The sequence below is a fragment of the Polaromonas sp. P5_D5 genome (assembly GCF_054049435.1).
In genome coordinates, this window is sequence record NZ_JBFUMJ010000002.1 from 212481 (window position 1) to 233062 (window position 20582).

Annotated in this window: 21 protein-coding genes; 13 read left to right on the forward strand and 8 right to left on the reverse strand. The window is 62.1% G+C overall.

Annotated elements, in window-relative coordinates:
- The first annotated feature begins 19 nt into the window (after window positions 1–19).
- Complete coding sequence (locus tag ACXJKE_RS07675) at window positions 20–1033, forward strand: M28 family peptidase (protein ID WP_457279996.1); 1014 nt, start codon at window positions 20–22, stop codon at window positions 1031–1033.
- Between the two features lie 55 nt (window positions 1034–1088).
- Here ACXJKE_RS07675 and ACXJKE_RS07680 read toward each other — a convergent pair whose 3' ends face one another.
- The 4 genes from ACXJKE_RS07680 to ACXJKE_RS07695 form a co-directional block, all read right to left on the reverse strand.
- A complete protein-coding gene (locus ACXJKE_RS07680) occupies window positions 1089–2027 on the reverse strand; it encodes a methyltransferase domain-containing protein (protein ID WP_457279997.1) in 939 nt (312 codons plus the stop codon).
- Between the two features lie 25 nt (window positions 2028–2052).
- Entirely contained in the window at window positions 2053–2475 is a 423-nt protein-coding gene (locus ACXJKE_RS07685) for a hypothetical protein (RefSeq protein ID WP_457279998.1), read from the reverse strand.
- A 52-nt stretch (window positions 2476–2527) separates the two neighbouring features.
- Entirely contained in the window at window positions 2528–3049 is a 522-nt protein-coding gene (locus ACXJKE_RS07690) for a thiol-disulfide oxidoreductase DCC family protein (RefSeq protein ID WP_457279999.1), read from the reverse strand.
- 79 nt (window positions 3050–3128) lie between these two features.
- Window positions 3129–3701 (reverse strand): GbsR/MarR family transcriptional regulator, encoded by a 573-nt coding sequence (locus tag ACXJKE_RS07695; RefSeq protein WP_457280000.1) that lies wholly within the window; start codon window positions 3699–3701, stop codon window positions 3129–3131.
- 97 nt (window positions 3702–3798) lie between these two features.
- Here ACXJKE_RS07695 and ACXJKE_RS07700 point away from each other — a divergent pair, with 97 nt between their 5' ends.
- The 7 genes from ACXJKE_RS07700 to ACXJKE_RS07730 all read left to right on the forward strand — a co-directional run bounded on the left by ACXJKE_RS07700 (window position 3799) and on the right by ACXJKE_RS07730 (window position 10695).
- On the forward strand, window positions 3799–4704 hold the full coding sequence (locus ACXJKE_RS07700; protein WP_457280001.1) for an AraC family transcriptional regulator: 906 nt from the start codon (window positions 3799–3801) through the stop codon (window positions 4702–4704).
- Window positions 4705–4862: 158 nt separating this feature from the next.
- On the forward strand, window positions 4863–5663 hold the full coding sequence (locus tag ACXJKE_RS07705; protein WP_457280002.1) for a fumarylacetoacetate hydrolase family protein: 801 nt from the start codon (window positions 4863–4865) through the stop codon (window positions 5661–5663).
- 139 nt (window positions 5664–5802) lie between these two features.
- Complete coding sequence (locus ACXJKE_RS07710; RefSeq protein ID WP_457280003.1) at window positions 5803–6714, forward strand: dienelactone hydrolase family protein; 912 nt, start codon at window positions 5803–5805, stop codon at window positions 6712–6714.
- A 511-nt stretch (window positions 6715–7225) separates the two neighbouring features.
- Window positions 7226–8062: a ZIP family metal transporter gene (locus ACXJKE_RS07715; RefSeq protein WP_457280004.1), complete on the forward strand. Its 837-nt coding sequence runs from the start codon at window positions 7226–7228 to the stop codon at window positions 8060–8062.
- 165 nt (window positions 8063–8227) lie between these two features.
- The gene (locus tag ACXJKE_RS07720; RefSeq protein WP_457280005.1) at window positions 8228–8452 is read left to right on the forward strand and encodes a hypothetical protein; all 225 of its coding nucleotides are present in this window, start codon (window positions 8228–8230) and stop codon (window positions 8450–8452) included.
- Between the two features lie 418 nt (window positions 8453–8870).
- On the forward strand, window positions 8871–10133 hold the full coding sequence (locus ACXJKE_RS07725) for an FAD-dependent oxidoreductase (RefSeq protein ID WP_457280006.1): 1263 nt from the start codon (window positions 8871–8873) through the stop codon (window positions 10131–10133).
- A 379-nt stretch (window positions 10134–10512) separates the two neighbouring features.
- Window positions 10513–10695 carry a hypothetical protein gene (locus ACXJKE_RS07730; protein WP_457280007.1) on the forward strand — a complete coding sequence of 61 codons (183 nt, stop codon included), beginning with the start codon at window positions 10513–10515 and terminating at the stop codon, window positions 10693–10695.
- Between the two features lie 128 nt (window positions 10696–10823).
- Here the strand turns inward: ACXJKE_RS07730 and ACXJKE_RS07735 are convergent, their stop codons facing one another.
- From ACXJKE_RS07735 to ACXJKE_RS07750, 4 genes are all read right to left on the reverse strand, one after another.
- The gene (locus ACXJKE_RS07735; protein ID WP_457280008.1) at window positions 10824–11216 is read right to left on the reverse strand and encodes a hypothetical protein; all 393 of its coding nucleotides are present in this window, start codon (window positions 11214–11216) and stop codon (window positions 10824–10826) included.
- A gap of 71 nt (window positions 11217–11287) precedes the next feature.
- Complete coding sequence (locus ACXJKE_RS07740; protein WP_457280009.1) at window positions 11288–12187, reverse strand: sulfurtransferase; 900 nt, start codon at window positions 12185–12187, stop codon at window positions 11288–11290.
- A 10-nt stretch (window positions 12188–12197) separates the two neighbouring features.
- Window positions 12198–13193: a DMT family transporter gene (locus ACXJKE_RS07745; protein ID WP_457280010.1), complete on the reverse strand. Its 996-nt coding sequence runs from the start codon at window positions 13191–13193 to the stop codon at window positions 12198–12200.
- Window positions 13194–13290: 97 nt separating this feature from the next.
- On the reverse strand, window positions 13291–14409 hold the full coding sequence (locus ACXJKE_RS07750; protein ID WP_457280011.1) for an aromatic ring-hydroxylating oxygenase subunit alpha: 1119 nt from the start codon (window positions 14407–14409) through the stop codon (window positions 13291–13293).
- Between the two features lie 278 nt (window positions 14410–14687).
- Between ACXJKE_RS07750 and ACXJKE_RS07755 the strand changes: the two genes are divergently transcribed.
- The 5 genes from ACXJKE_RS07755 to ACXJKE_RS07775 all read left to right on the forward strand — a co-directional run bounded on the left by ACXJKE_RS07755 (window position 14688) and on the right by ACXJKE_RS07775 (window position 20569).
- Window positions 14688–14948: an exodeoxyribonuclease VII small subunit gene (locus ACXJKE_RS07755; protein WP_457280012.1), complete on the forward strand. Its 261-nt coding sequence runs from the start codon at window positions 14688–14690 to the stop codon at window positions 14946–14948.
- Between the two features lie 53 nt (window positions 14949–15001).
- Window positions 15002–15922, forward strand: coding sequence for a polyprenyl synthetase family protein (locus tag ACXJKE_RS07760; RefSeq protein ID WP_457280013.1), 921 nt, complete (start codon window positions 15002–15004; stop codon window positions 15920–15922).
- Between the two features lie 65 nt (window positions 15923–15987).
- Window positions 15988–17889 (forward strand): 1-deoxy-D-xylulose-5-phosphate synthase, encoded by a 1902-nt coding sequence (gene dxs / locus ACXJKE_RS07765; RefSeq protein ID WP_457280014.1) that lies wholly within the window; start codon window positions 15988–15990, stop codon window positions 17887–17889.
- A 259-nt stretch (window positions 17890–18148) separates the two neighbouring features.
- Window positions 18149–19228: a TRAP transporter substrate-binding protein gene (locus ACXJKE_RS07770; RefSeq protein WP_457280015.1), complete on the forward strand. Its 1080-nt coding sequence runs from the start codon at window positions 18149–18151 to the stop codon at window positions 19226–19228.
- A gap of 261 nt (window positions 19229–19489) precedes the next feature.
- Window positions 19490–20569, forward strand: coding sequence for a TRAP transporter substrate-binding protein (locus ACXJKE_RS07775; protein ID WP_457280016.1), 1080 nt, complete (start codon window positions 19490–19492; stop codon window positions 20567–20569).
- Window positions 20570–20582: the final 13 nt, after the last annotated feature.

Genomic DNA, 20582 nt, shown 5'->3' on the forward strand with positions numbered 1-20582 from the left:
CCCTGCGATGGGGCTGTGTGTGAGGCGGGGCTGGAAAATCCTCGTCGCTGGTGTTGTCCTGCCCTTGCTGATGGCTGGCGCCGCGGCAGGCTATGCCTGGTACCGGTTGACCCAGCCGTTTGTGCCGGCTGGCGAGACGCCAGCACCTGCTTCGCAAACGGCATCCGCCGCGAGACTGAAGCAACTGGTCTACAAACTCTCCACCGATTTTCCGAACCGCACGTTCGATAACGGAACCCGGCTTGAAGGTGCTGCCGTCTATCTGGAGTCACAGCTTTCCGGACTGGGTCTTCAGGTGGAGAGCCAACGCTTCACGGCCAAAGGCAGGCCATACCGCAACCTGGTCGTGAAGCTGGGTCCTGATACACCTGAGGTGATGGTGGTGGGTGCGCACTATGACGTGGCTGGTGAGCAGCCCGGCGCGGACGACAATGCCAGCGGCGTGGCGGGCCTCGTTGAGCTGGCACGCTTGCTCAAGGGCCAATCTTTCCGCCAGCGGGTAGAACTGGTGATCTACACGAATGAAGAGCCTCCTTTTTTCCGCACACCTTACATGGGCAGCGCCATTCACGCCCGGTCTCTCGCAGAGTCCGGCAAGCGCGCATACCTCATGTTGTCGCTCGAGTGCATCGGCTACTTCAGTGATGAGCCGGGAAGCCAGGACCATCCCGTGCGGCTTCTCAATGCGATCTACCCCACTACCGGAAATTTCATTTCACTGGTGGGTTTCTACCAGGACGGCGACATCGCACGCCAGGTCAAGGCGGCGATGAAGTCGGCCTCCGACCTGCCGGTGTATTCCATCAACGCGCCGGGTTTCGTGGTGGGTGTCGATTTTTCAGACCACCTCAATTACTGGAACGAAGGCTATGTGGGAATGATGGTCACCGACACGGCTTTCTACCGGAACAAGGCCTATCACACGCCGCAGGACACCGCAGACAGGCTGGATTACCGGCGCATGGCGAAAGTCGTCGATGGAGTGCGCGCGGTGGTCATGCAGCACGCTGCAGTCGCGGGGTCGGCACGTTAGGTTTATTGCCCCCTGCACCTTGTTTTGTTACGCAATGATGGGTGTTGTGACAGGTTTAGTGCGATGCTTGGTCATCGGCAGTTTTGCGCGCGGTAACCATGTAGTAGCCGAACCCCGGCAACCACACGCCCAGCAGGAAGGCTGCATACGATGCGACGATGTGACCGCGGCGCAGCGGCGACAGGCGAAAGCGGGCGCGCCAGAGTTCACGCAAGGCAAAGCGCGTGGCGAACAGCGGAATCTGCAATGCACTCGGCGCCAGGCGCAGGCTGATGTCCTGAAACCGGATGTCGGTGAAACCCTGGCTTGCAAGCGCAGTGTGCAGCGCGTCTTTCTCGGCCAGCTCGTTCACAGCCCAGTGATGGCACCACAGCCTGTAGATTCGTTCCATGAATCCGGGCAGGGGTTTGTTGTTGCGCCGTAAGGCGTCGGCAATCACCAATGTGCCGCCGGGACGCAACAAGCGAGCCGCCTCACGCACCAGCGCGCGCTTGTCGGCGCCGGGCGCGTGGCAGGCGCTTTCCAGTGCGTAGACCCCGTCGTAGGCACCCGTGCGCAAGCCGGTGTCCACATAGTCGGCCAGGTGAAAGCGGACCTGGTTGGGCAAGGCCGCGGCCTGGTTGAGTTCGGCTCCCTGCACGATTTGCCGCGCCACCAGCGTGACGGCGTCTACCGTGCTGTGCTTACGGGCTTTGACGATGGACCTCGCCGTGGCACCGGCGCCGCAGCCCAGGTCGGCCAGCCGGACGGCGCCATTGGCTGGCAGGGCCAGCCGGTGCAGTACTTCCAGGTTCATGCGCTCCAGCATGGCTTCGCGGCCCAAGGGGTTGACCTTCCAGGACCAGTAGCCGAAGTGCATGTTCATGCCGGGGCTCCAGGCGCGGTAGTCGTCGGCCACGGCGTTGTAGTAAGACCTGATGTCCGCCAGCCGTGCTTCGCCTTCTTTGGCCGGCTGGGTGATGACGCGACTGGTGGCAGGCGTTGCGGTGATCATTTTGATTCTCCGTTCATGAGCCTCTTCAGGCGGGCCAGCCGGCCGTGGAGGATTCATCGGATACAGCGGATTCGGCGGGCTTGGCGATCCGGGCGCCCTGCACATGGGTGGCCAGCTCTTTCGCAGCCAGCCATTGCCGCACCTGCATCCACACATTGCGCGAAATGATCGCCACGGTGACAAACACGCCCGCCAGCACCAGCCACAGCGAACGCCGCACGGTGTCGATGACGCTGCTGCGGTCATTGAATTCGCCGAAGGTCAGCATCAGCAGCAAGGTGCCGGACACCGCCAGCAGGTAGGCGCAGCGTATCCAGAACTCGGCCCCGCCGTCGGCGTCGCACAGCATGCGCAGCACCTTGTAGAGGATGGGCTTGAGGTAAGTGATCGCAACGACCGGGCCGACCAGCGCGATCAGCAGGGAGACAAAAAACAGGTTGGCACTCATGATGATTTCCTTTCGTTTGCTCGGATGGTTGGGTGAGTGGTGATGGAACGGCTTAGCGTGAGCAGCTTCCGGCGTCGCAGCGCGCCAGGACCGAGCGCTCGGCCGCGCGCCGCACAGCGCCTTCAAACAGCAGGCGAACGAAGCCGCGCGGGATGCGGTGGCGGTTGCGTGCCAGCACCGGGTAGCCCCATTCGGCCAGCGGGCGCAGCAAGGGCATGCGCATGGCCGAGCTGACCCAGCCCAGGCCGACGGCTTCGTAAGCCAGCCGGAACACCTCGACGCCCTTGAGCACGCGGCCGTCCGCAGTGCGTGCATGGATGAGGTCCAGCAGGTCTTGCGTCGTGGCGCCGGCAGGCACATCGGCGAAGTCCGGCGCCGAGACATCGGCAAAGCGCAGATGGCCTTCGGTGTCGCGCAGCATGAGGTTGCTCATTTCTGCATTGCAGAGCGGGCAGGCGGATTCGTAGAACAGGGTCAGCGGATAAATCGTGGGATCCAGCCCGGCCTTGAAGCTGTCGTAACGGGTGTTGCCCAGGTCGGGAACGCTGCGGCTGGTTATGCGGGCGCTTGTCATATTTCTCTCCTTTAGAAATTTCAGTACAAACAGAAATCAATAGTCAAAAAAAGGGCCAAAGCTGGCCAGGTCCTCTAAATCAAAAAGTGGGCGGTAAAAGTTCGGAGGGGTCCATGAGTTTCGCGTCGCTGTCGCCTCGCACGAACTTCTGCACGCTGGCGCCCATGCGCAGCACCTTTTCAAGCGTGGTGGGTGACAGCCGCAGCATCTCGTCGGCCCACAAGCCCAGGGATTCCATCAGGCGCAGCGTTTCCCGTACCCGGTCCTGGGCATCGGCGGACTCGGCCTCAAAGCCGTCTTCCTTCACCAGCTCGCGCAACATGCGCACGGTCGGGTCGAACTCGCGTTCCTTGCGTTCGCGCACCACGGTGCGAAAGAGTTCCCAGACGTCGAGCGAGGTTTCGTAATAGTCGCGCCTGTCGCCCAGCACATGGGTCGCACGGATCAGGTTCCAGTTCAGCAGTTCCTTGAGGCTGGTGCTGACATTGGAGCGCGCCACTTCCAGCGTATCGGCGATGTCTTCGGCATGCAGCGGGCGGCCGTGGAAGAAAAGCAGGGCGTGAATTTGTGAAACGGTGCGGTTCACGCCCCAGGCGGTGCCCATTTCTCCCCAGTGGACGACGAATTTGCGGGCGACGGGGCTGAGTTCCATGGCTCTGAATATACGCCGTCTGAAATTTCTGTCAATACAGAAATAAATGATTCTGAAAAGAAACAACAGCAAAAGCCCAGGCCCGAGAATACGGCGCATGACAGACATCAAGACCTACGGCATGTCCGAGCGGGCCGACCACCTCGACTTCGACATCCGGTCCCAGCTGGTGCGGCCGCCGCTGGTGCGCCCGCACCGGCACGAGTATTTCCAGATCCAGATCAGTCTGCAGGGCGACACCGAACAGAACGTGGCCGGCACGGTGCGGCCCTTCCGGCGCGGCTATTTGAGTTTTATCCTGCCTTACCGCGTGCATGTGATCCCGCACCCGGAAGGTTCGCGCTACGTCATCATCAATATGTCGCAGCAGTTTTTGCGCCCCGGCCTGGACGTAGACCCGCTGGACCTGGAGGACGTGCCGTTGACCCGCGCGCCTGAGCTCGCGCCTTTCCTCTTTCAGGAACACGCCGACTTTTATTTTTCAGAAGCCGAGTTGCCCGAAGTCGAGGCGCTGCTCGAAAAACTGGCGTTTGAAAACGCCAACCGCCGCTTCGGCTCCATTGAGATCATCCGCGGCCTGATGCTTCAGCTCATCGGCCTCGTATGCCGCAAGTACGAAGCCGACCTGCTACGCTTTTCCGCCAGCCAGGCGCAACAGGGCAGCCGCCGCGCCAGCCTGCAGCGCGCGGTGCGCTACATCCGCGAACACCTGGCCGGCGAGGTCACGCTGGCCGATGCGGCCGCGGCCGCCTTCCTGTCGCCCAACTATTTGGCGCACCTGCTCAAAAAAGAAACCGGCAAGACCTTCACCGACCTGGTGACCGAACGGCGCCTGGAGTTCGCACAAGAGCAACTGGCGCACAGCAGCCAGCGCATCGCCAGCATCGCCCATGCCTCGGGCTTTGCCGATGAGGCCTACTTCGCGCGGCGATTCCGTCAGCGCTTCGGCCAGACGCCCAAGGCCTACCGCGACAGCGTGCGAGCAAAAATCTCCGGCGCCTGATCCGTCCGCATCTGCTGCGGTGCAGCAGCACTGCATTGAATCGTCCGGTAAATGCGTAATTGCGTCCTCCTGTAGAAGCCATGCCCGTCCTAAGCTTGATGGTTGGAGAAAAAACGCTGACAACAAGCTCCAGCTTTTATCAATCCCAGGAGACACACATGACACAACCAGACATGAGCAAACGCGGAATTCTGCAGACAGGCGCCCTGATGGCGACGGGCGCCGTCGTCGGCTGCGCCACGCCCGGCACGGCGGCCAATGCGCCGGCCACGCCTTTCACGGTGGCTGAGACCTACATCCCCATTGCGGGCAGCGCCGAGATGTTTCCGGTGCGCCGCATTTACTGCATAGGCCGCAACTACGCAGCACATGCGATCGAGATGGGCTCCGACCCGAGCCGCGAGCCGCCATTCTTTTTCCAGAAGCCGACGGATGCGATCCAGGTGGTGCCGCCGGGCAAGGTTGCCGACCACCCGTACCCGACACTGACCAAAAACTACCACTATGAAGTCGAACTCGTGGCGGCGCTGGCCAAGGGCGGGCGCAACATCCCGATGAGCGAGGCGCTGGATCGTGTTTATGGTTACGCGCTCGGCCTGGACATGACGCGCCGCGACCTGCAGCGCGGCATGGGCGACCAGAAAAAGCCCTGGGAAATCGGCAAGAGCTTTGACCGCTCTGCTCCCATTGGCCCCATCCACAAGGTCGCGCAGACCGGCCACTACACCAAAGGCTCGATCTGGCTCAAGGTCAACGGCCAGGTCAAGCAGCAGGCCACGCTGAACCACATGATCTGGTCGGTGGCCGAGCAGATCTCCAAGCTGTCTGAAGCCTTTGAGCTGTTCGCCGGCGACATCATTTACTCGGGCACGCCTGAAAACGTCGGCCCGGTGGTCAAGGGCGATGTCATTGAATGCCATATCGACGGCCTGCCGGAGCTCAGCGTCAAGATTGTTTAAGGGCAGGCCGCTGACGGGGAGGGGCGGGGCAAGGGAAAACACCCGTGTCATCGCCCCGCGGTGGCAAGAACTTCCGGGGCCGCATAGACTCCGACTGTTTGCCTTTTGACAACCTCCAACAATCTACTGAGGAACCGCCATGCTTGAACACGACCAGAAAAAAGACTTCGACGCCCTGCTGCCCGGGCGGTCCACCGAAGCCGGCGCCAGCCGCCGCACCGCGCTCAAAACGGCCCTGGGGGTCGGTTATGCCGCCACCGCCATGCCCATCATGGCGCAGACCGCCATCAAAACTTCCTCAGAAGGCCTGAAGACCGGCGAAACCACGTATGAAGTCAACGGCTTCAAGGTGCCCGCATTCTTTGCAGCGCCCGCCGGCAAGACCAACCTGCCAGTGGTGCTGGTGATCCAGGAAATTTTTGGCGTGCACGAATACATCGCCGACACGGCCCGGCGCTTTGCCAAAGCCGGCTACCTGGCGATTGCACCCGAGCTCTATGCGCGCCAGGGCGACCCGAGCAAGTACAACGAAATGGCCAAGCTGATGGCTGAAGTCGTTTCCAAAGTGCCTGACGAACAGGTCATGGCCGACCTGGACGGCGCCGTGAAGTGGGCAGCCGCTAACGGCGGAAACGCCAAAAAAGTCGGCATCACCGGTTTTTGCTGGGGCGGCCGCATCACCTGGCTGTATGCCGAGCAAAGCAAGAACGTCAAAGCCGGCGTGGCCTGGTACGGCCGCCTGGTAGGCCAGCCGTCAGCGCTGACGCCCAAGCACCCGCTGGATCTGGCCGCCAACCTCAAGGCGCCCGTGCTGGGCCTTTACGGCGGGCAGGACGGTGGCATCCCGCTGACCACCGTCAACCAGATGAAAGACGCGCTGGCCGAGGCCGGCGCCAAGGGCAACAAGGCCGCAGCGGCTTCCGAGTTTGTGGTTTACCCGCAAGCACCTCACGCCTTCCATGCCGACTACCGCCCGAGCTACCGCAAGGATGCGGCAGATGACGGCTTCAAGCGCGCGCTCGAATGGTTCAAAACCCACGGCGTGGGTTAAAAAGCACCCCCGTCCAGGCTCACTGCGTGTAGCCTGTTCCCCCAAAAGTGATGCACCCCTGTCCAAGCTCACTACATGTAGCTTGTTCCCCCCTCGAGGGGGCGGCGCCAGCGGCCCGGCAAAGCCGGTTCCGCGGCCCCTGCTGGTGAAATACCCCACACTGATTGCGCCCTGAACCCTTCAAGCCAGCATGAGCCGCGGGACTGGCTTTGCCAGACCGCAGGCGGGCGGCCTCCGAGGGGCTGGAGCCCGCGGCTCCAAGCCTGCCTGCGCAGGCTTGGACGGGCGACAGAGGCGAAGCGTCCCGCGAGCCGCGGCCTGCAAGGCCTCGGGAGCTACACGCAGTGAGCGACCGTGGGGGCTAACCACTTGACAGGCTTGATAAGATTGAAACAACCCCGGCCGCAGGCATTGGATGCCGCGCCCGGGGTTTGTCGTCTGTGGTGTAACCTCTGCGGATAATTTTGAGTGATTTCGGGCCTTAGCCCAATAAATACGAGCGCAAGCAGCTATGACTTTGATAGCAATCCTGGTGGGGACCCTGGCTGCAGGCATTGGCAGCGTGTGGCTGGCGGCGCTGCTCAGCTTTGGTGTGCTGGCCCGCTACACCCAGCACATGCTCAGCCTGGCGGCCGGTGCGTTGCTGGCCACGGCCTTCATGCATTTGCTGCCCGAGGCTTTTGAAAGCCAGGCCGGGGCCAAGGAACTGTTTGCCACCTTGCTGGTCGGGCTGGTCTTCTTTTTTCTGCTCGACAAGGCCGAGCTGTGGCATCACGGCCATGAGCACCATGGCGGCGAGCACCATGGCCCCGAGGCGGCGGCGCATGCACACCATGACCATACGGAACACGTCCATGCCGCGCACAGCCACCACGACCACACGCATGGCGAAGCCAAAAGCGGCAGCTGGGCAGTGCTGGCCGGTGACAGCGTGCACGCTTTCGGCGACGGCATCCTGATTGCGTCGGCCTTCATGGCCGATTTGCGGCTGGGCGTGGTCGCCGCGCTGGCGGTGCTGGTGCATGAGGTGCCCCACCACATGGGCGACCTGGTGGTGTTGCGCCAGACCTCCAACAACCGCCGCGCCGCCTTCATCAAGGTGTCGCTGGCCGGCGCCGTCACCGCGCTGGGCGGCGTGGTCGGCTATGCGCTGGTTGACCAGCTGTACGACTACCTTCCGTTTTTCCTGATCATGGCGTCCAGCAGCTTCATTTACGTCGCGCTGGCCGACCTGATTCCCCAGTTGCAAAAGCGCGTCACTGCCCGGGAAACCGTGGCGCAAATCGCCTGGCTGGCCATCGGCATTGGCCTGGTCACGCTGATCAGCGGCCTTGCGCACCACCATTGAGCGGCAAGGCGCAACTGCGGTTGGGGCTGTTGTCAGACGGCGCCTGACAAGTACAAGGCCTGGCGACCTATAGGCGGGTTTCGGGCGGAGCGGGAAGATAAGGCCAAGCATCCTTTTGATGCTCCGTTGCGTTGTGCAAAACACTGTGCAAAAGGCAGGCCCGCCATGAACTTCCACTCAGACTCCACCACGGTTTCCAGCGCCTTCCGCCCCTCGGCCTACGATGTCAGCGGCGAGTTGGCTCATGAAGCGCCACAGCGCAAGCCGCGAAGCTTTCGCCGTCCGCGCGCAGCCGCGTACATCGCTTTTCTCATTACCGTTTTCGCCAGCATGGCGGCCGCCGCTGCGCTGGCAATCCATGACATGCCTTTGATGGTGGTGGGCCTGTGATGAGCGGCGCGCGCAAGCGGCCGGGCAATGAAGAGCCCGAACCGACGTCGGAGGCGGACCTGCCGTCCGATGGCCGGGACGAAAAGGGTGAAGCAATGATCCGCGACCTGCCCAGACGGGCGGAGCCGCCGCAGTCTCTGCAGCCGCCTGGCAAGTTGCCCATGGCACCGGAAAAGGGAAGCAGGAAGTAGCTATGGCCACCAACCCCAATGTTCCTCCACCCGAACCCCTGCCGCCCCTGGACACCCCGCCGGATCCGGGCGAAGTGCAGACCACCCCCATGCCAATGACGCTGAAATAGGCGAAAACAGCTCCGCAAGAGATGTTGACAGGTCTGGGCGGTGGCTGCCCAGCCTGGAGCTTGCAAGGGCCATCAAGCCTGGATATGGTCGGGGGATTTTCATCCCCGGGAGACACCATGGCCGACGTAATGAATGCGCGCTGCTGCATCGCCGGCGGCGGCCCGGCCGGCATGATGCTAGGCCTCTTGCTGGCACGCGCAGGCGTGCAGGTGCTTGTGCTGGAAAAGCACGCTGACTTCCTGCGTGACTTTCGCGGCGACACCGTGCATCCCTCCACCCTCGAAGTGATACACGAGCTGGGCCTGCTGGAGAAATTCCTGGCGCGCCCGCACGATCAAGTGAGCGAGCTGCGCGCCGTGGTCGGCAACACCGAGCTCGTGCTGGCCAGCTTCAGGCATTTGCGCCTGCGCTGCAAATTCATCGCGATGATGCCCCAGTGGGAGTTTCTGGATTTTGTGCGCGATGAAGCGGAGCTGTACCCCGGTTTTCGCCTGATCCAGAACGCCGAAGTGACCGGTGTGATCCAGCAGGGCGGCGTGGTGACGGGCGTGGAGGTCGCCACGCCCGACGGCGCTTTGCAGGTGATGGCGGACCTCGTGATCGGCGCCGATGGCAGGCGGTCCACGGTGCGCAGTTCGGCGGGGCTGGTCGTGCGCGATCTGGGTGCGCCTATCGATGTGCTGTGGATGCGCCTGCCCAAGATGCCGGGCGATCCTTCCACGACGGGGGGACGCATTACCAACGGCATCTTCCTGGCCATGATTGACCGCCGTACTTACTGGCAGTGCGCCTATGTGATTCCCAAGGGCGGCATCGAGGCCGTTCGCTCGCAGGGACTGGAGGCTTTCCGGGCAGATGTGGTGAAAGTGGCGCCGCTCTTTGCCGACCGCATAGCCACCCTGGCCAGTTGGGACGACATCAAGCTGCTGAGTGTCACGGTGGACCGGCTGGAGCACTGGTACAAGCCCGGCCTGCTGTGCATCGGCGACGCTGCACATGCCATGTCGCCTGTAGGCGGCGTGGGCATCAATCTGGCGGTGCAGGATGCCGTGGCGGCGGCCAACATTCTGGCTGCGTCCCTGGCAAACCCGCAGCTGGACGGGGCCGCGCTGACACCCTTGCTGGCGCAGGTGCAAAAACGCCGGCTGTTTCCCACACGTGTCACGCAAGCGGTGCAGGTCGCCATCCAGAACCGCCTGCTCAGCCCGGTATTGGCGGCGCGGGGACTCGGCGGCCCGCCCATGGCGCTGCCCTGGCCGCTGAAGTTGATGCGTCGCTGGCCCCTGCTGCAGGCGCTGCCGGCCTACGCGGTCGGCGTGGGCGTACGGCCTGAGCATGTGCGGTCACCTGCGCAGCCGGTGACTGCCGATACCGGCTGAATGATTGTAATTGCTATTGATTTGATAGCTGGTTGCGCTTTTCCAATAAGGCTGGAAGGCCATTTCTTCTTGAGCTCTTGAAAATTTTCGGGGGCGGTCCTGATCTGCATCCGCCTTCTTTTCCAGTGAGGGGACTTGAACACTGGCGTCCGCAGGAAGGGCAAAAAGACAAAAAGAAGACGATTTGTAGGTTTGCTCCTACGCCATCCACAGGCATTGCCTACATTGCGCGGCAGGCGGGGTCCCTACAGTGAATAAGGCAGGCACAGGTGCGTAGCAGGTGTGCAAGCGCCGCAAACCCCCCCCAATCCCACTCAATAGTCTGCACCTCGCAACGGCTTTCCTGCCGCAAGCAGAGCTGACTTTCAAGGAGACCGTCATGAAAACCACCGCAGAGACACTTCACTCCCACAGGCCCGAACCCAGCCCCTCGAAAGGGCGCCTGGGTGACCGGCCGGACAACGGTTCACGGAGCAGTCGCGGTGCCGGCCCTTCGTCGGGCTCACGCCTGGACAATCCGCACAAGCGCATCCGGCTGTCCGGCCACGCGCGCGCGCATTGATGCAGGTTTTTTCATCAAGCGTTCGCGTGCGCATCAGGCGAAAAACGCTTACAGCCCTGTGGGACACCGTCTCATGGGGTAAGCCCGATGTTCCGGGCTAAATTGAATTCCGGCTGACGTTCAGCCACTCACCGTTCAGCCATTTCATCTTCAAAAAAGGAAACCGACATGCACGCATCCAAATTCAAACCTGCTGCCCTTACCGCCGTTGCCCTGGCCGCTTTGTTGGCACTGGGAGCCTGTGGCAAAAAAGTGGAAGACACCGGCGCGTCGCCTTCGACACCTGCCGCCTCACCTTCGACCACACCTTCGCCGTCGACCACGCCATCCCCCACCGGCAGCAGCTCTTCGATGGGTACGTCCACAACCGGTAGCACCCCATCGGGAACCAGCACGTCCCCGATGACAGGTGACGCGGCGACGCCTGGCACGGCAGCGAGCGCTCCGGCCAAATAATCGAACCTGAAAATCCGGCATTGACCGGTATTTTTTGAACGGGTTCTGCGCGGCCGCTTCAACAAGAAGAAAAACCTGCACGCTGGAAAGCGTGCAGGTTTTTGTGTTTCTGGCGGCGCCGCGAAGCTGGGCGGCCTCAGCCCTGTGCGACCGGATGCGCCGGGTCGCTGCACCAGTCGCTCCAGCTGCCGGCATAGAGCCCGCTTCTTCCGAGGCCGGCCAACTCCATGGCAATGATGTTGGGGACAGCGCTGACGCCGCTGCCGCAATGGTGCACCACGGTGGCCGGGTCGCGGCCCGCCAGCAGGGCTTCAAACTCGGCCTTGAGTTGGGCTGCCGGCTTGAACTTTCCGTCGGGCCCGAGATTCTGGCCGAAGGGGCGGTTCAATGCGCCGGGGATGTGGCCGGCCACCGGATCCAGCGGCTCCACCTCGCCCTTGAAACGCGGCGTGGCGCGCGCGTCAATCAATGTCTGTGCCGGGCGGCCCAACTGGCTCGCCACGGTCTGGGCCGATACCAATGTGGCTTTTTCGGGTGCAAGAAGGAAGTTGGCCTGGAAATGCGCTGGTTCTTCGCCGCTGTTGACGGCGCCGCCGGCGGCCTGCCAGGCTTGCAGCCCGCCGTCGAGCACCGCCACGTTTTCATGGCCGGCCCACTTGAGCATCCACCAGAGGCGCCCGCAGTAGTTGGCGCCGTTGCGGTCATACACCACCGCCTGCATGTTGTTGGCAAAGCCGACGCTGGAAAGCCAGGTGGCGAACTTCTCGCGGTTGGGCAGCGGGTGGCGTCCGCCCGACGCGGGTGCATCAGCGCCGCTGGCGGTGATCACGCCATGGGCGCCCGCCACGCCGTGCTTGGCGCTCAATGCGGTGTCCAGGTTGGCATACACGGCGCCGGGAATGTGCGAGGCGAGGTACTGCTCGTGCCCCACGTTCGGCTTCATCAGGTCAAACGTGCAGTCGAAGATGCGCAGGGGCTTGGCCGATGCAATCAGGGCCTGCAGGTGTTCGGCGGAAATCAGGGTGGTGTAGCTCATGGAAAGCTCCTTAGTGTTCTTCGGCGGGGGCGTTGGGCGCGGCACGTGCACGCAAAACCGTCGCGGCAATCGCGCTCACGATGATGAGGCCCATGCCGGCCCAGCCGATCAGGGGGATATTGTCGCCAAACAGAATCAGGCTGTAGATAGCCGCGAACACAATGCCTGAGTACTGCAGGTTGGCCACCATCAGCGTGCCGCCATGGTTTTCAGACATGGAATAAGCCTTGGTCATGGACAGCTGGCCCAGCGAAGCCAGGATGCCGATGGGCGGCAGCCACAGCGCGTGTTCCCAGTTCCAGGGCGTGATGCCCATGACGCACATGCCGAGCGCGCCGGCAACCGCCGTGCCCACAGCAAAGTAAAACACGGTGCGTGTTTCGGGCTCGCCCATGCGCGATATAGCCATGACCTGCATGTAGGCAAAGGCGGCGCCCAGGCCCGACATCAGGCCCACCAGCCCGGCAAAGGTCTGGTTCTGGTCGATGGCAGGGCGCAGCAGCATGACGACGCCGGCAAAGCTGGCGAGGATGGCCATGACGAGAGGCCCCTGGCTGGAAAATAGAGCCCCCACGCTTGCCGCTTCGCGTGCTGCGCTGCCCCCCGAGGGGGCGCTCGCGCCTTGGGGCGGCCCGGCGGCGCTCAGCGTGTCATTTGCCTTCGGCGGCGCCCAGGCCATCAAAGCGCCGCCGACCAGGAAGGCTGCAATCCACACGCTGCTCATGTAGTTGAGCGTCATGGCGGTCGCCAGCGGCAGATGGGCAATGGCGTAAAACCAGGCCGACAGCGACATCACGCCGATCACGCTGCGCCAGGCGTGCATGGCAGGGTAGCGGGTGGCCAGGGTGATGCCGCGCGCGCGCGCGTAGGCAGCCATGAAGACGATGCCCAGGATGCCGCGGTAGAACACCAGTTCGGCGCTGTTGAAGTGTTCCGACGCGTACTTGACGCAGACCCCCATCGTGGCAAACAGGAAGGAGGAAAGAATCATCCAGACGGCTTGCATCGATTTTCAGGGTAAGGAGTTATGAGGGGTAAAAGAGGCTGGGATCCGCAATGGCCGTGCGCAAGCAGCTATCAAATAAATAGCAGTTCCGGTGCTGTCAGATCATCTGCGTGGTTTTGCTGGCGCCCATTTCGCGGCGATACCACTCGTGAAAGTGCTGCATGCCGTCTTCCATGGGGCTTTGGTAGGGGCCGAACTCGTTGTCGCCGCGCACCATCAGGGCCTTGCGGCCGGCATCCATGCGCAGGGCGATTTCGTCGTCTTCCACGCAGGTTTCCATGTAGGCGGCCTGCTGCGCCTCGATGAACTCACGCTCGAATGCGCAGATTTCTTCAGGGTAGAAAAACTCGACCACGTTGAGCGTCTTGTCGGGGCCCTGCGGATGCAGCGTGCTGACCACCAGCACGTGCGGATACCACTCAACCATGACGTGCGGGTAGTAGGTGAGCCAGATGGCGCCGTATTTGGGCGGCACACCCTTGCGGTACTGCAAGACCACGTCGTGCCATTTCTTGTAGGTGTCGGTGCCGGGCTTGCCCAGCTTGTCCGACACACCCACCGTCTGCACCGAATAGTTTGGCTCGAGCTGCCAGCGCAGGTCGTCGGTGGTGACAAAGCCGCCCAGGCCGGGGTGGAAGGGGCCGACATGGTAGTCCTCCAGGTAGACCTCGATGAAGGTTTTCCAGTTGTAGTTGCACTCGTGCAGGTGCACCTTGTCGAGCTGGTAGCCGGAAAAGTCGAGATCGGCATAGGTGGCCAGCTGCGACATTTCGGCGGCGACGTCACGGCCGGTGTCCTCGAACACCAGGCCGTTCCAGGTCGTGGTCTTGTAGCGGTTCAGGTTCAGGCAGGGGTCGATCTCGAAGTGCGGTGCGCCTATGAGCTCGCCCGAGGTGTTGTACGTCCAGCGGTGAAGCGGGCAGACGATGTTGCTGCCGGTGTTGCCGCGGCCCTGCAGCATGGTGGATTGGCGGTGCCGGCAGACGTTGGAGATCAGCTCGATGCCGGAGGCATTACGCACCAGCGCCCGGCCTTCGCCCTCATGCGGCAGGGCGTAATAGTCGCCCAGGTTAGGCACGGCCAGTTCATGGCCCAGGTAGCGCGGGCCGCGGGCAAACAGCTTTTGCTGCTCCCGCTGGTACAGGCCCGCATCAAAGTAACTGGAAATGGGGAGCTGGCTGGTGGCCTGCAGGAGACGGAGGCTGAGATCAGACATGCAAATTTCGGTGAACATGCCCCTGCGCCAAGGCGGTGGAGGCTGTTGACAAGCGGGTAGGCAGGCTGAGCGACAGCCCACGGAGAAAACAAGGCCGGATATCCCGCAGCAGGGGCACTGCTGTTATCGAGAACTGTTATCAATTGTACCCGCGCAGTCTTTTTTGCGGGTCTTCGCACGCCGCCGCCGGATAATAGAGATGTATGGATTCGTAGTCCCGGGCGCCGGGGTCGCAACCTGCCTGCAACGGCCTAAAATCAGCCTTCATCCAAATCACCATGGCCAAAAGTCCCTCGTCCACCGCTGCTGCTTCCGCCTCCGCTGTTCCGGCATTGCCCGCCAGCTATGAGGCCGCATTGCAGGAACTCGAAGGGCTGGTTGACAGCCTGGAGTCCGGGCAGCTGCCGCTGGACCAACTGCTTACCGGCTACCAGCGCGGTGCGCAGCTGCTGAAGTTCTGCAGGGACAAGCTCGAAGCCGTGGAAACCCAGATCAAGGTGCTGGAAGGCACGGAACTCAAGCCGTGGGTGCAGGAATAACCGGCGCATTGCAGTCAGAACATTCCTTCACCCCAAAAAAAAGAGACCCACGATTGAACGCCCCTGAAAAACTGCCCCTGTTTACCTTGAGCGCCTGGAGCGCCGGGCAGCTTGCCAATGTCGAGAGCGCCTTGTCGCGCTGGGTTGCCTGTCCCAGCGACGCGCCTGCGCCTGCGGGCCTGGGCGACGCCATGCGTTATGCCGTGCTCGACGGTGGAAAACGCCTGCGGCCGCTGCTGGTCATGGCAGCCTGTGAGGCCGTGCAGGGCAATGCGCAAGCCGCCCTGCGGGCTGCCTGCGCAGTAGAACTGATCCACGCCTATTCGCTGGTGCACGACGACATGCCCTGCATGGACAACGATGTGCTGCGCCGCGGCAAGCCCACGGTGCATGTCAAGTTCGGCCAGGCCCAGGCACTTCTTGCTGGCGACGCCCTGCAGGCGCTGGCATTTGAATTCCTCACCCCCCCCGATGATTCAATCGATGCGGCAACACAGGCTCGCCTGTGCCGCATGCTGGCCCAGGCGGCCGGTTTTCAGGGTATGGCTGGCGGCCAGGCCATTGACCTGGCCAGTGTGGGCCTGCCGCTGACGTCCGTCCAGCTGCATGAAATGCACCGGCTGAAAACCGGTGCGTTGCTGCAGGCCAGCGTGATGATGGGCGCGGCCTGTGGTGCTGCAACGCCGGCCGCGCAAGACGCCTTGCGCGATTACGGCGCCGCCGTCGGCCTGGCTTTCCAGGTGGTTGACGACATCCTCGACGTCACCGCTGACTCCGCCACACTGGGCAAGACGGCCGGCAAGGATGCCGCTCAGGACAAACCCACCTTCGTATCACTGATGGGGCTGGAAGACTCCAAAGCCTATGCGCAGCAGTTGCTGGGCAAGGCGCTGCGCAGCCTGGACGCCAGCGGGCTGGGTCACACCGATGCCCTGCGTGCACTGGCGGATATGCTGGTGAACCGTCATCATTGAAACCGTCACCAGGATTGAATACCGCGGACCGGGAAACCGGCCTTGCCATAAACAGCGACACCACGATGTACCCATTGCTTGAAACCATCAACAGTCCCGCCGACCTGCGGAGCCTGCCCCGTGTTGACCTGAAACCCCTGGCCGACGAACTGCGTGCCTACGTGCTTGACAGCGTTTCAAAAACCGGCGGCCACCTGAGTTCGAACCTGGGCACGGTGGAGCTGACGGTCGCTTTGCATTACGTCTTTAACACCCCCGAAGACCGCCTGGTATGGGACGTGGGCCACCAGACCTATCCGCACAAGATTCTTACGGGCCGACGCGAGCGCATGGACAGCCTGCGGCAGTTTGGCGGCTTGTCGGGCTTTCCGCGCCGCGACGAGAGCCCCTACGACACCTTCGGAACGGCCCACTCATCGACCTCGATTTCCGCCGCACTGGGCATGGCGCTGGCCGCCCAGCAAAAAGGCGAAGACCGCCATGCGGTGGCCATCATCGGCGACGGAGCCATGAGCGCCGGTATGGCCTTCGAGGCCCTGAACAATGCGGGCGTGCATGACCACTGCAAGCTGCTGGTGGTGCTCAACGACAACGACATGAGCATCAGCCCGCCGGTGGGCGCACTGAACCGTTATCTGGCCCAGCTGATGAGCGGGCGTTTTTATGCATCCGCCAGGCATATGGGCAAGCAGGTGCTGCGCGTGGCGCCGCCGCTGCTGGAACTGGCCAAACGCCTGGAGTCGCATGCCAAGGGCATGGTCGTGCCCGCCACGCTGTTTGAAAACTTCGGCTTCAATTACATTGGCCCCATCGACGGCCACGATCTTGAGTCGCTGGTTCCTACGCTGGAGAACATCAAGCACCTGATGGACACCAAGGGCGGCCCGCAGTTCCTGCACGTGGTCACCAAAAAAGGCCAGGGCTACAAGCTCGCCGAAGCCGACCCCATTGCCTACCACGGCCCCGGCAAGTTCGACCCGGCCATGGGCCTGCAAAAGTCCAGTGCACCGGCCAAGCAGACCTTCACGCAGGTCTTCGGCCAGTGGCTGTGCGACATGGCCGAGCACGACAGCCGGCTCGTCGGCATCACCCCGGCCATGCGTGAGGGCTCGGGCATGGTTGAATTCCACAGGCGCTTTCCCGAGCGCTACCACGACGTCGGTATCGCCGAGCAGCATGCGGTAACCTTTGCCGCCGGCATGGCCTGCGAAGGGCTCAAGCCCGTGGTTGCAATTTACTCCACCTTTTTGCAGCGCGGCTACGACCAGCTGATCCACGATGTGGCCCTGCAAAACCTGCCTGTCGTGTTTGCGCTGGACCGCGCCGGCCTGGTCGGCGCCGATGGCGCCACGCATGCAGGCGCCTATGACATTCCCTACCTGCGCTGCATTCCCAACATGAGCGTGGCCTGCCCCGCCGATGAAAGTGAATGCCGCATGCTGCTGAGCTCGGCCTTCGAGCAAAACCATCCGGTGGCTGTGCGCTACCCGCGCGGCGCCGGCGCCGGCATCCAGCCGGGAACCGGCCTTGAAGCACTGCCCTTCGGCAAAGGCGAAGTCCGCCGCGAAGGCGCGGGTGTTGCCATCCTGGCTTTCGGCACTTTGCTATACCCAGCCCTGCAAGCCGCTGAAAAATTGGGCGCGACGGTAGTCAACATGCGCTGGGCTAAACCGCTGGATATCGAGTTGCTGCTCAAGGTCGCAGCCACCCACCAAGCCCTGGTGACAGTGGAAGAGGGTGCCATCATGGGTGGCGCCGGCAGCGCAGTCAGCGAAGCCCTGCAAGCCGCAGGTGTCAACAAACAGGTGCTGCATTTGGGCCTGAAAGACGAGTTCATCGAACACGGCGATCCCGCAAAACTGCTCGCCCTCCAAGGCCTCGATGCCGCAGGCATCGAAGCGTCCGTGAGGGCGCGGTTTTCTGCTCTGCTGGGAACCGGCAAGCCCACCCTAAAGTCGGTAGCTTAGGCAAGACTCTTAAAGCCAGCATGAGCCGTGGAACCGGCTTTGCCGGGCCACAGGCGGGCGGCCCCCTCGGGGGGCAGGGAGTTACGCGAAGCGAACGACCGTGGGGGCCACATCTGTTCAGCTTCCCGTCAGCTCTTCAAGGGTAAACCCGGCCGGGTCGAGACCCCCTCATTTTTAGAATTCCCAAAGACCTGCAAAACGGTCTGACTGGTGCCTGAGCCCAGTGGAATTTTCATTTTTACCTTTCGGAGTCAACCTGATGGATCGTCGTTCACTCATCAAACACGCCGGCGTTGCCGGTGTTTTGGCAGCAGGCGTTGCGCCGGCTGTTCACGCACAGGCCGCTGTTCGCTGGCGCCTGGCATCCAGCTTCCCCAAATCGCTGGACACGATCTATGGAGGTGCTGAAACGTTTGCCAAGCATGTCAAGGCGATTTCAGGCGGCAAGTTTGAAATCTCCGTCCATGCTGCAGGCGAACTGATGCCCGCGTTTGGTGTGGTCGACGGCGTGCAGCAAGGCTCCATCGAGGCAGCCCATACGGCGCCTTACTATTTCTTCGGCAAGGACGAAACCTTTGCCATCGGCGGCGCCATTCCTTTTGGCCTGAACAGCCGCCAGATGAGCGCCTGGACCTTTGAGGGCAACGGCTTGAAACTGATGCGCGAGTTCTACGCCAAATACAACATGATCAGCTTTCCGTGCGGCAATACCGGCGCGCAAATGGGTGGCTGGTTCCGCAAGGAAATCAAGTCCATTGCCGACATGAAGGGCCTCAAATTCCGCGTCGGCGGTTTTGCCGGCAAGGTCATCGAGCGCCTGGGCGGCGTGCCGCAGAACATTCCCGGCGGCGAGATTTACCAGGCGCTGGAAAAAGGCACCATCGACGCTGCCGAATGGATCGGTCCCTACGATGACCAGAAGCTGGGCTTCAACAAGGTGGCACCCAACTACTACTACCCCGGCTGGTGGGAAGGCGGCCTGCAGCTGGACCTGTACATCAACCAGAAAGCCTACGACGCGTTGTCGCCCGAATACAAGGCGATTGTGGAAGCGGCCAGCGCCGCCGCACACGTCGACATGCAGGCCAAATACGACACCAAGAATCCGACGGCCCTGAAGCAGCTGGTGGGTGCTGGCGCCAAGCTCCGGCCGTTCCCCGCCGATGTCATGAACGCCGCTTTCAAGGAGTCGATGAAGCTGTATGAAGAGCTGTCGGCCAAAAATGAAAACTGGCGCAAGGTCTATGCGGACTATTCGAAATTCCGCGGCGACCAGAACCTGTGGTTCCGTTTTACCGAGGCGACCTTCGACCGTTTCATGCAGAGCCAGAAGCTGTAAAGCCATCAACTTGATCAGATAGGGGGCGAGCGGCTTGCAACTGGCAAGCCGCTCGCTGAAACGTTTTCGTCAAAAAGCCGCCTGCCCAGGCGGCTTTTTTGTGCGCGATCTACGGGTAAAAACGGGGTGTTTTTATGCAAAAGAGTGACAAAGTATCCATGCTCCGCCGATTCAATCAAGGCAATGCAATTCAACAGTTGTAGCAGGCCGAACCGATCTGGCAGATCAACGCAAAATTCGATAACTTCAGGAGAGAGTTTTATGGATCGTCGCTCACTTATCAAAAACGCCGGTATTGCCGGTGTGCTGGCGGCAGGTGTAGCACCTGCTGTTCATGCGCAGGCTGCCGTTCGTTGGCGCCTGGCCTCCAGCTTCCCCAAGTCCCTTGACACCATTTTTGGTGCCGCCGAAGTATTTGCCAAAGCCGTCAAGGCCATGTCGGGCGGCAAGTTCGAAGTGTCGGTTCATGCCGCTGGGGAATTGATGCCCGCTTTTGGCGTGGTCGACGGCGTACAGCAAGGCTCTGTCGAGGCGTGCCACACGGCCCCCTACTATTTCTTCGGCAAGGATGAGACCTTTGCCCTTGGCTGTGCCATTCCCTTCGGTCTGAACAGCCGTCAGATGAGCGCATGGATGTACGAAGGCAACGGCCTGAAGCTGATGCGCGAGTTCTATGGAAAATACAACATCGTCAATTTCCCCGGCGGTAACACCGGCGCGCAGATGGGTGGCTGGTACCGCAAGGAAATCAAGTCGCTGAAAGACATCAAGGGCCTGAAAATGCGCATCGGCGGATTCGGCGGCAAGGTCCTGGAGCGCATCGGCGGTGTGCCGCAGAACATTCCCGGTGGCGAGATTTACCAGGCCCTCGAAAAAGGCACGATTGACGCCGCCGAATGGGTGGGACCTTACGACGACCTGAAACTGGGCTTCAACAAAGTCGCTCCGTTTTACTACTACCCCGGCTGGTGGGAAGGCGGCCCCGAGCTGGACTTCTTCATCAACAACAAGGCTTTTGACGCCCTCACCCCTGAGAACAAGGCCATTGTGGAAGCAGCTGCAGCCCAGGCCCATGGCGATATGCAGGCCAAATACGACGCAAAAAACCCGGGTGCGCTCAAGCAGCTCGTGGGTGCGGGTACCAAGCTCCGTCCATTCCCGACCGACGTGATGAACGCTGCTTTCAAGGAGTCCATGGCGCTTTACGAAGAGATCAGCGCGAGGAACGAAAACTGGAAGAAGATCTACGCCGACTACTCCAAGTTCCGCGCCGAGCAGAACCTGTGGTTCCGCTTCACGGAAGCCACGTTTGACCGCTTCATGCAAGCCCAGAAACTCTGAACCCGGCCCATCG

Excerpts from the sequence above, each read along its gene's own strand:
- ACXJKE_RS07730 (WP_457280007.1), top strand. The coding sequence starts at position 10,513 with ATGAAAACCACCGCAGAGACACTTCACTCCCACAGGCCCGAACCCAGC.
- ACXJKE_RS07690 (WP_457279999.1), bottom strand. The coding sequence starts at position 3,049 with ATGACAAGCGCCCGCATAACCAGCCGCAGCGTTCCCGACCTGGGCAAC.
- ACXJKE_RS07745 (WP_457280010.1), bottom strand. The coding sequence starts at position 13,193 with ATGCAAGCCGTCTGGATGATTCTTTCCTCCTTCCTGTTTGCCACGATG.
- ACXJKE_RS07695 (WP_457280000.1), bottom strand. The coding sequence starts at position 3,701 with ATGGAACTCAGCCCCGTCGCCCGCAAATTCGTCGTCCACTGGGGAGAA.
- ACXJKE_RS07770 (WP_457280015.1), top strand. The coding sequence starts at position 18,149 with ATGGATCGTCGTTCACTCATCAAACACGCCGGCGTTGCCGGTGTTTTG.
- ACXJKE_RS07720 (WP_457280005.1), top strand. The coding sequence starts at position 8,228 with ATGAACTTCCACTCAGACTCCACCACGGTTTCCAGCGCCTTCCGCCCC.
- ACXJKE_RS07725 (WP_457280006.1), top strand. The coding sequence starts at position 8,871 with ATGGCCGACGTAATGAATGCGCGCTGCTGCATCGCCGGCGGCGGCCCG.
- ACXJKE_RS07715 (WP_457280004.1), top strand. The coding sequence starts at position 7,226 with ATGACTTTGATAGCAATCCTGGTGGGGACCCTGGCTGCAGGCATTGGC.
- dxs (WP_457280014.1), top strand. The coding sequence starts at position 15,988 with ATGTACCCATTGCTTGAAACCATCAACAGTCCCGCCGACCTGCGGAGC.
- ACXJKE_RS07705 (WP_457280002.1), top strand. The coding sequence starts at position 4,863 with ATGACACAACCAGACATGAGCAAACGCGGAATTCTGCAGACAGGCGCC.
- ACXJKE_RS07740 (WP_457280009.1), bottom strand. The coding sequence starts at position 12,187 with ATGAGCTACACCACCCTGATTTCCGCCGAACACCTGCAGGCCCTGATT.
- ACXJKE_RS07750 (WP_457280011.1), bottom strand. The coding sequence starts at position 14,409 with ATGTCTGATCTCAGCCTCCGTCTCCTGCAGGCCACCAGCCAGCTCCCC.
- ACXJKE_RS07775 (WP_457280016.1), top strand. The coding sequence starts at position 19,490 with ATGGATCGTCGCTCACTTATCAAAAACGCCGGTATTGCCGGTGTGCTG.
- ACXJKE_RS07755 (WP_457280012.1), top strand. The coding sequence starts at position 14,688 with ATGGCCAAAAGTCCCTCGTCCACCGCTGCTGCTTCCGCCTCCGCTGTT.
- ACXJKE_RS07700 (WP_457280001.1), top strand. The coding sequence starts at position 3,799 with ATGACAGACATCAAGACCTACGGCATGTCCGAGCGGGCCGACCACCTC.
- ACXJKE_RS07710 (WP_457280003.1), top strand. The coding sequence starts at position 5,803 with ATGCTTGAACACGACCAGAAAAAAGACTTCGACGCCCTGCTGCCCGGG.
- ACXJKE_RS07680 (WP_457279997.1), bottom strand. The coding sequence starts at position 2,027 with ATGATCACCGCAACGCCTGCCACCAGTCGCGTCATCACCCAGCCGGCC.
- ACXJKE_RS07685 (WP_457279998.1), bottom strand. The coding sequence starts at position 2,475 with ATGAGTGCCAACCTGTTTTTTGTCTCCCTGCTGATCGCGCTGGTCGGC.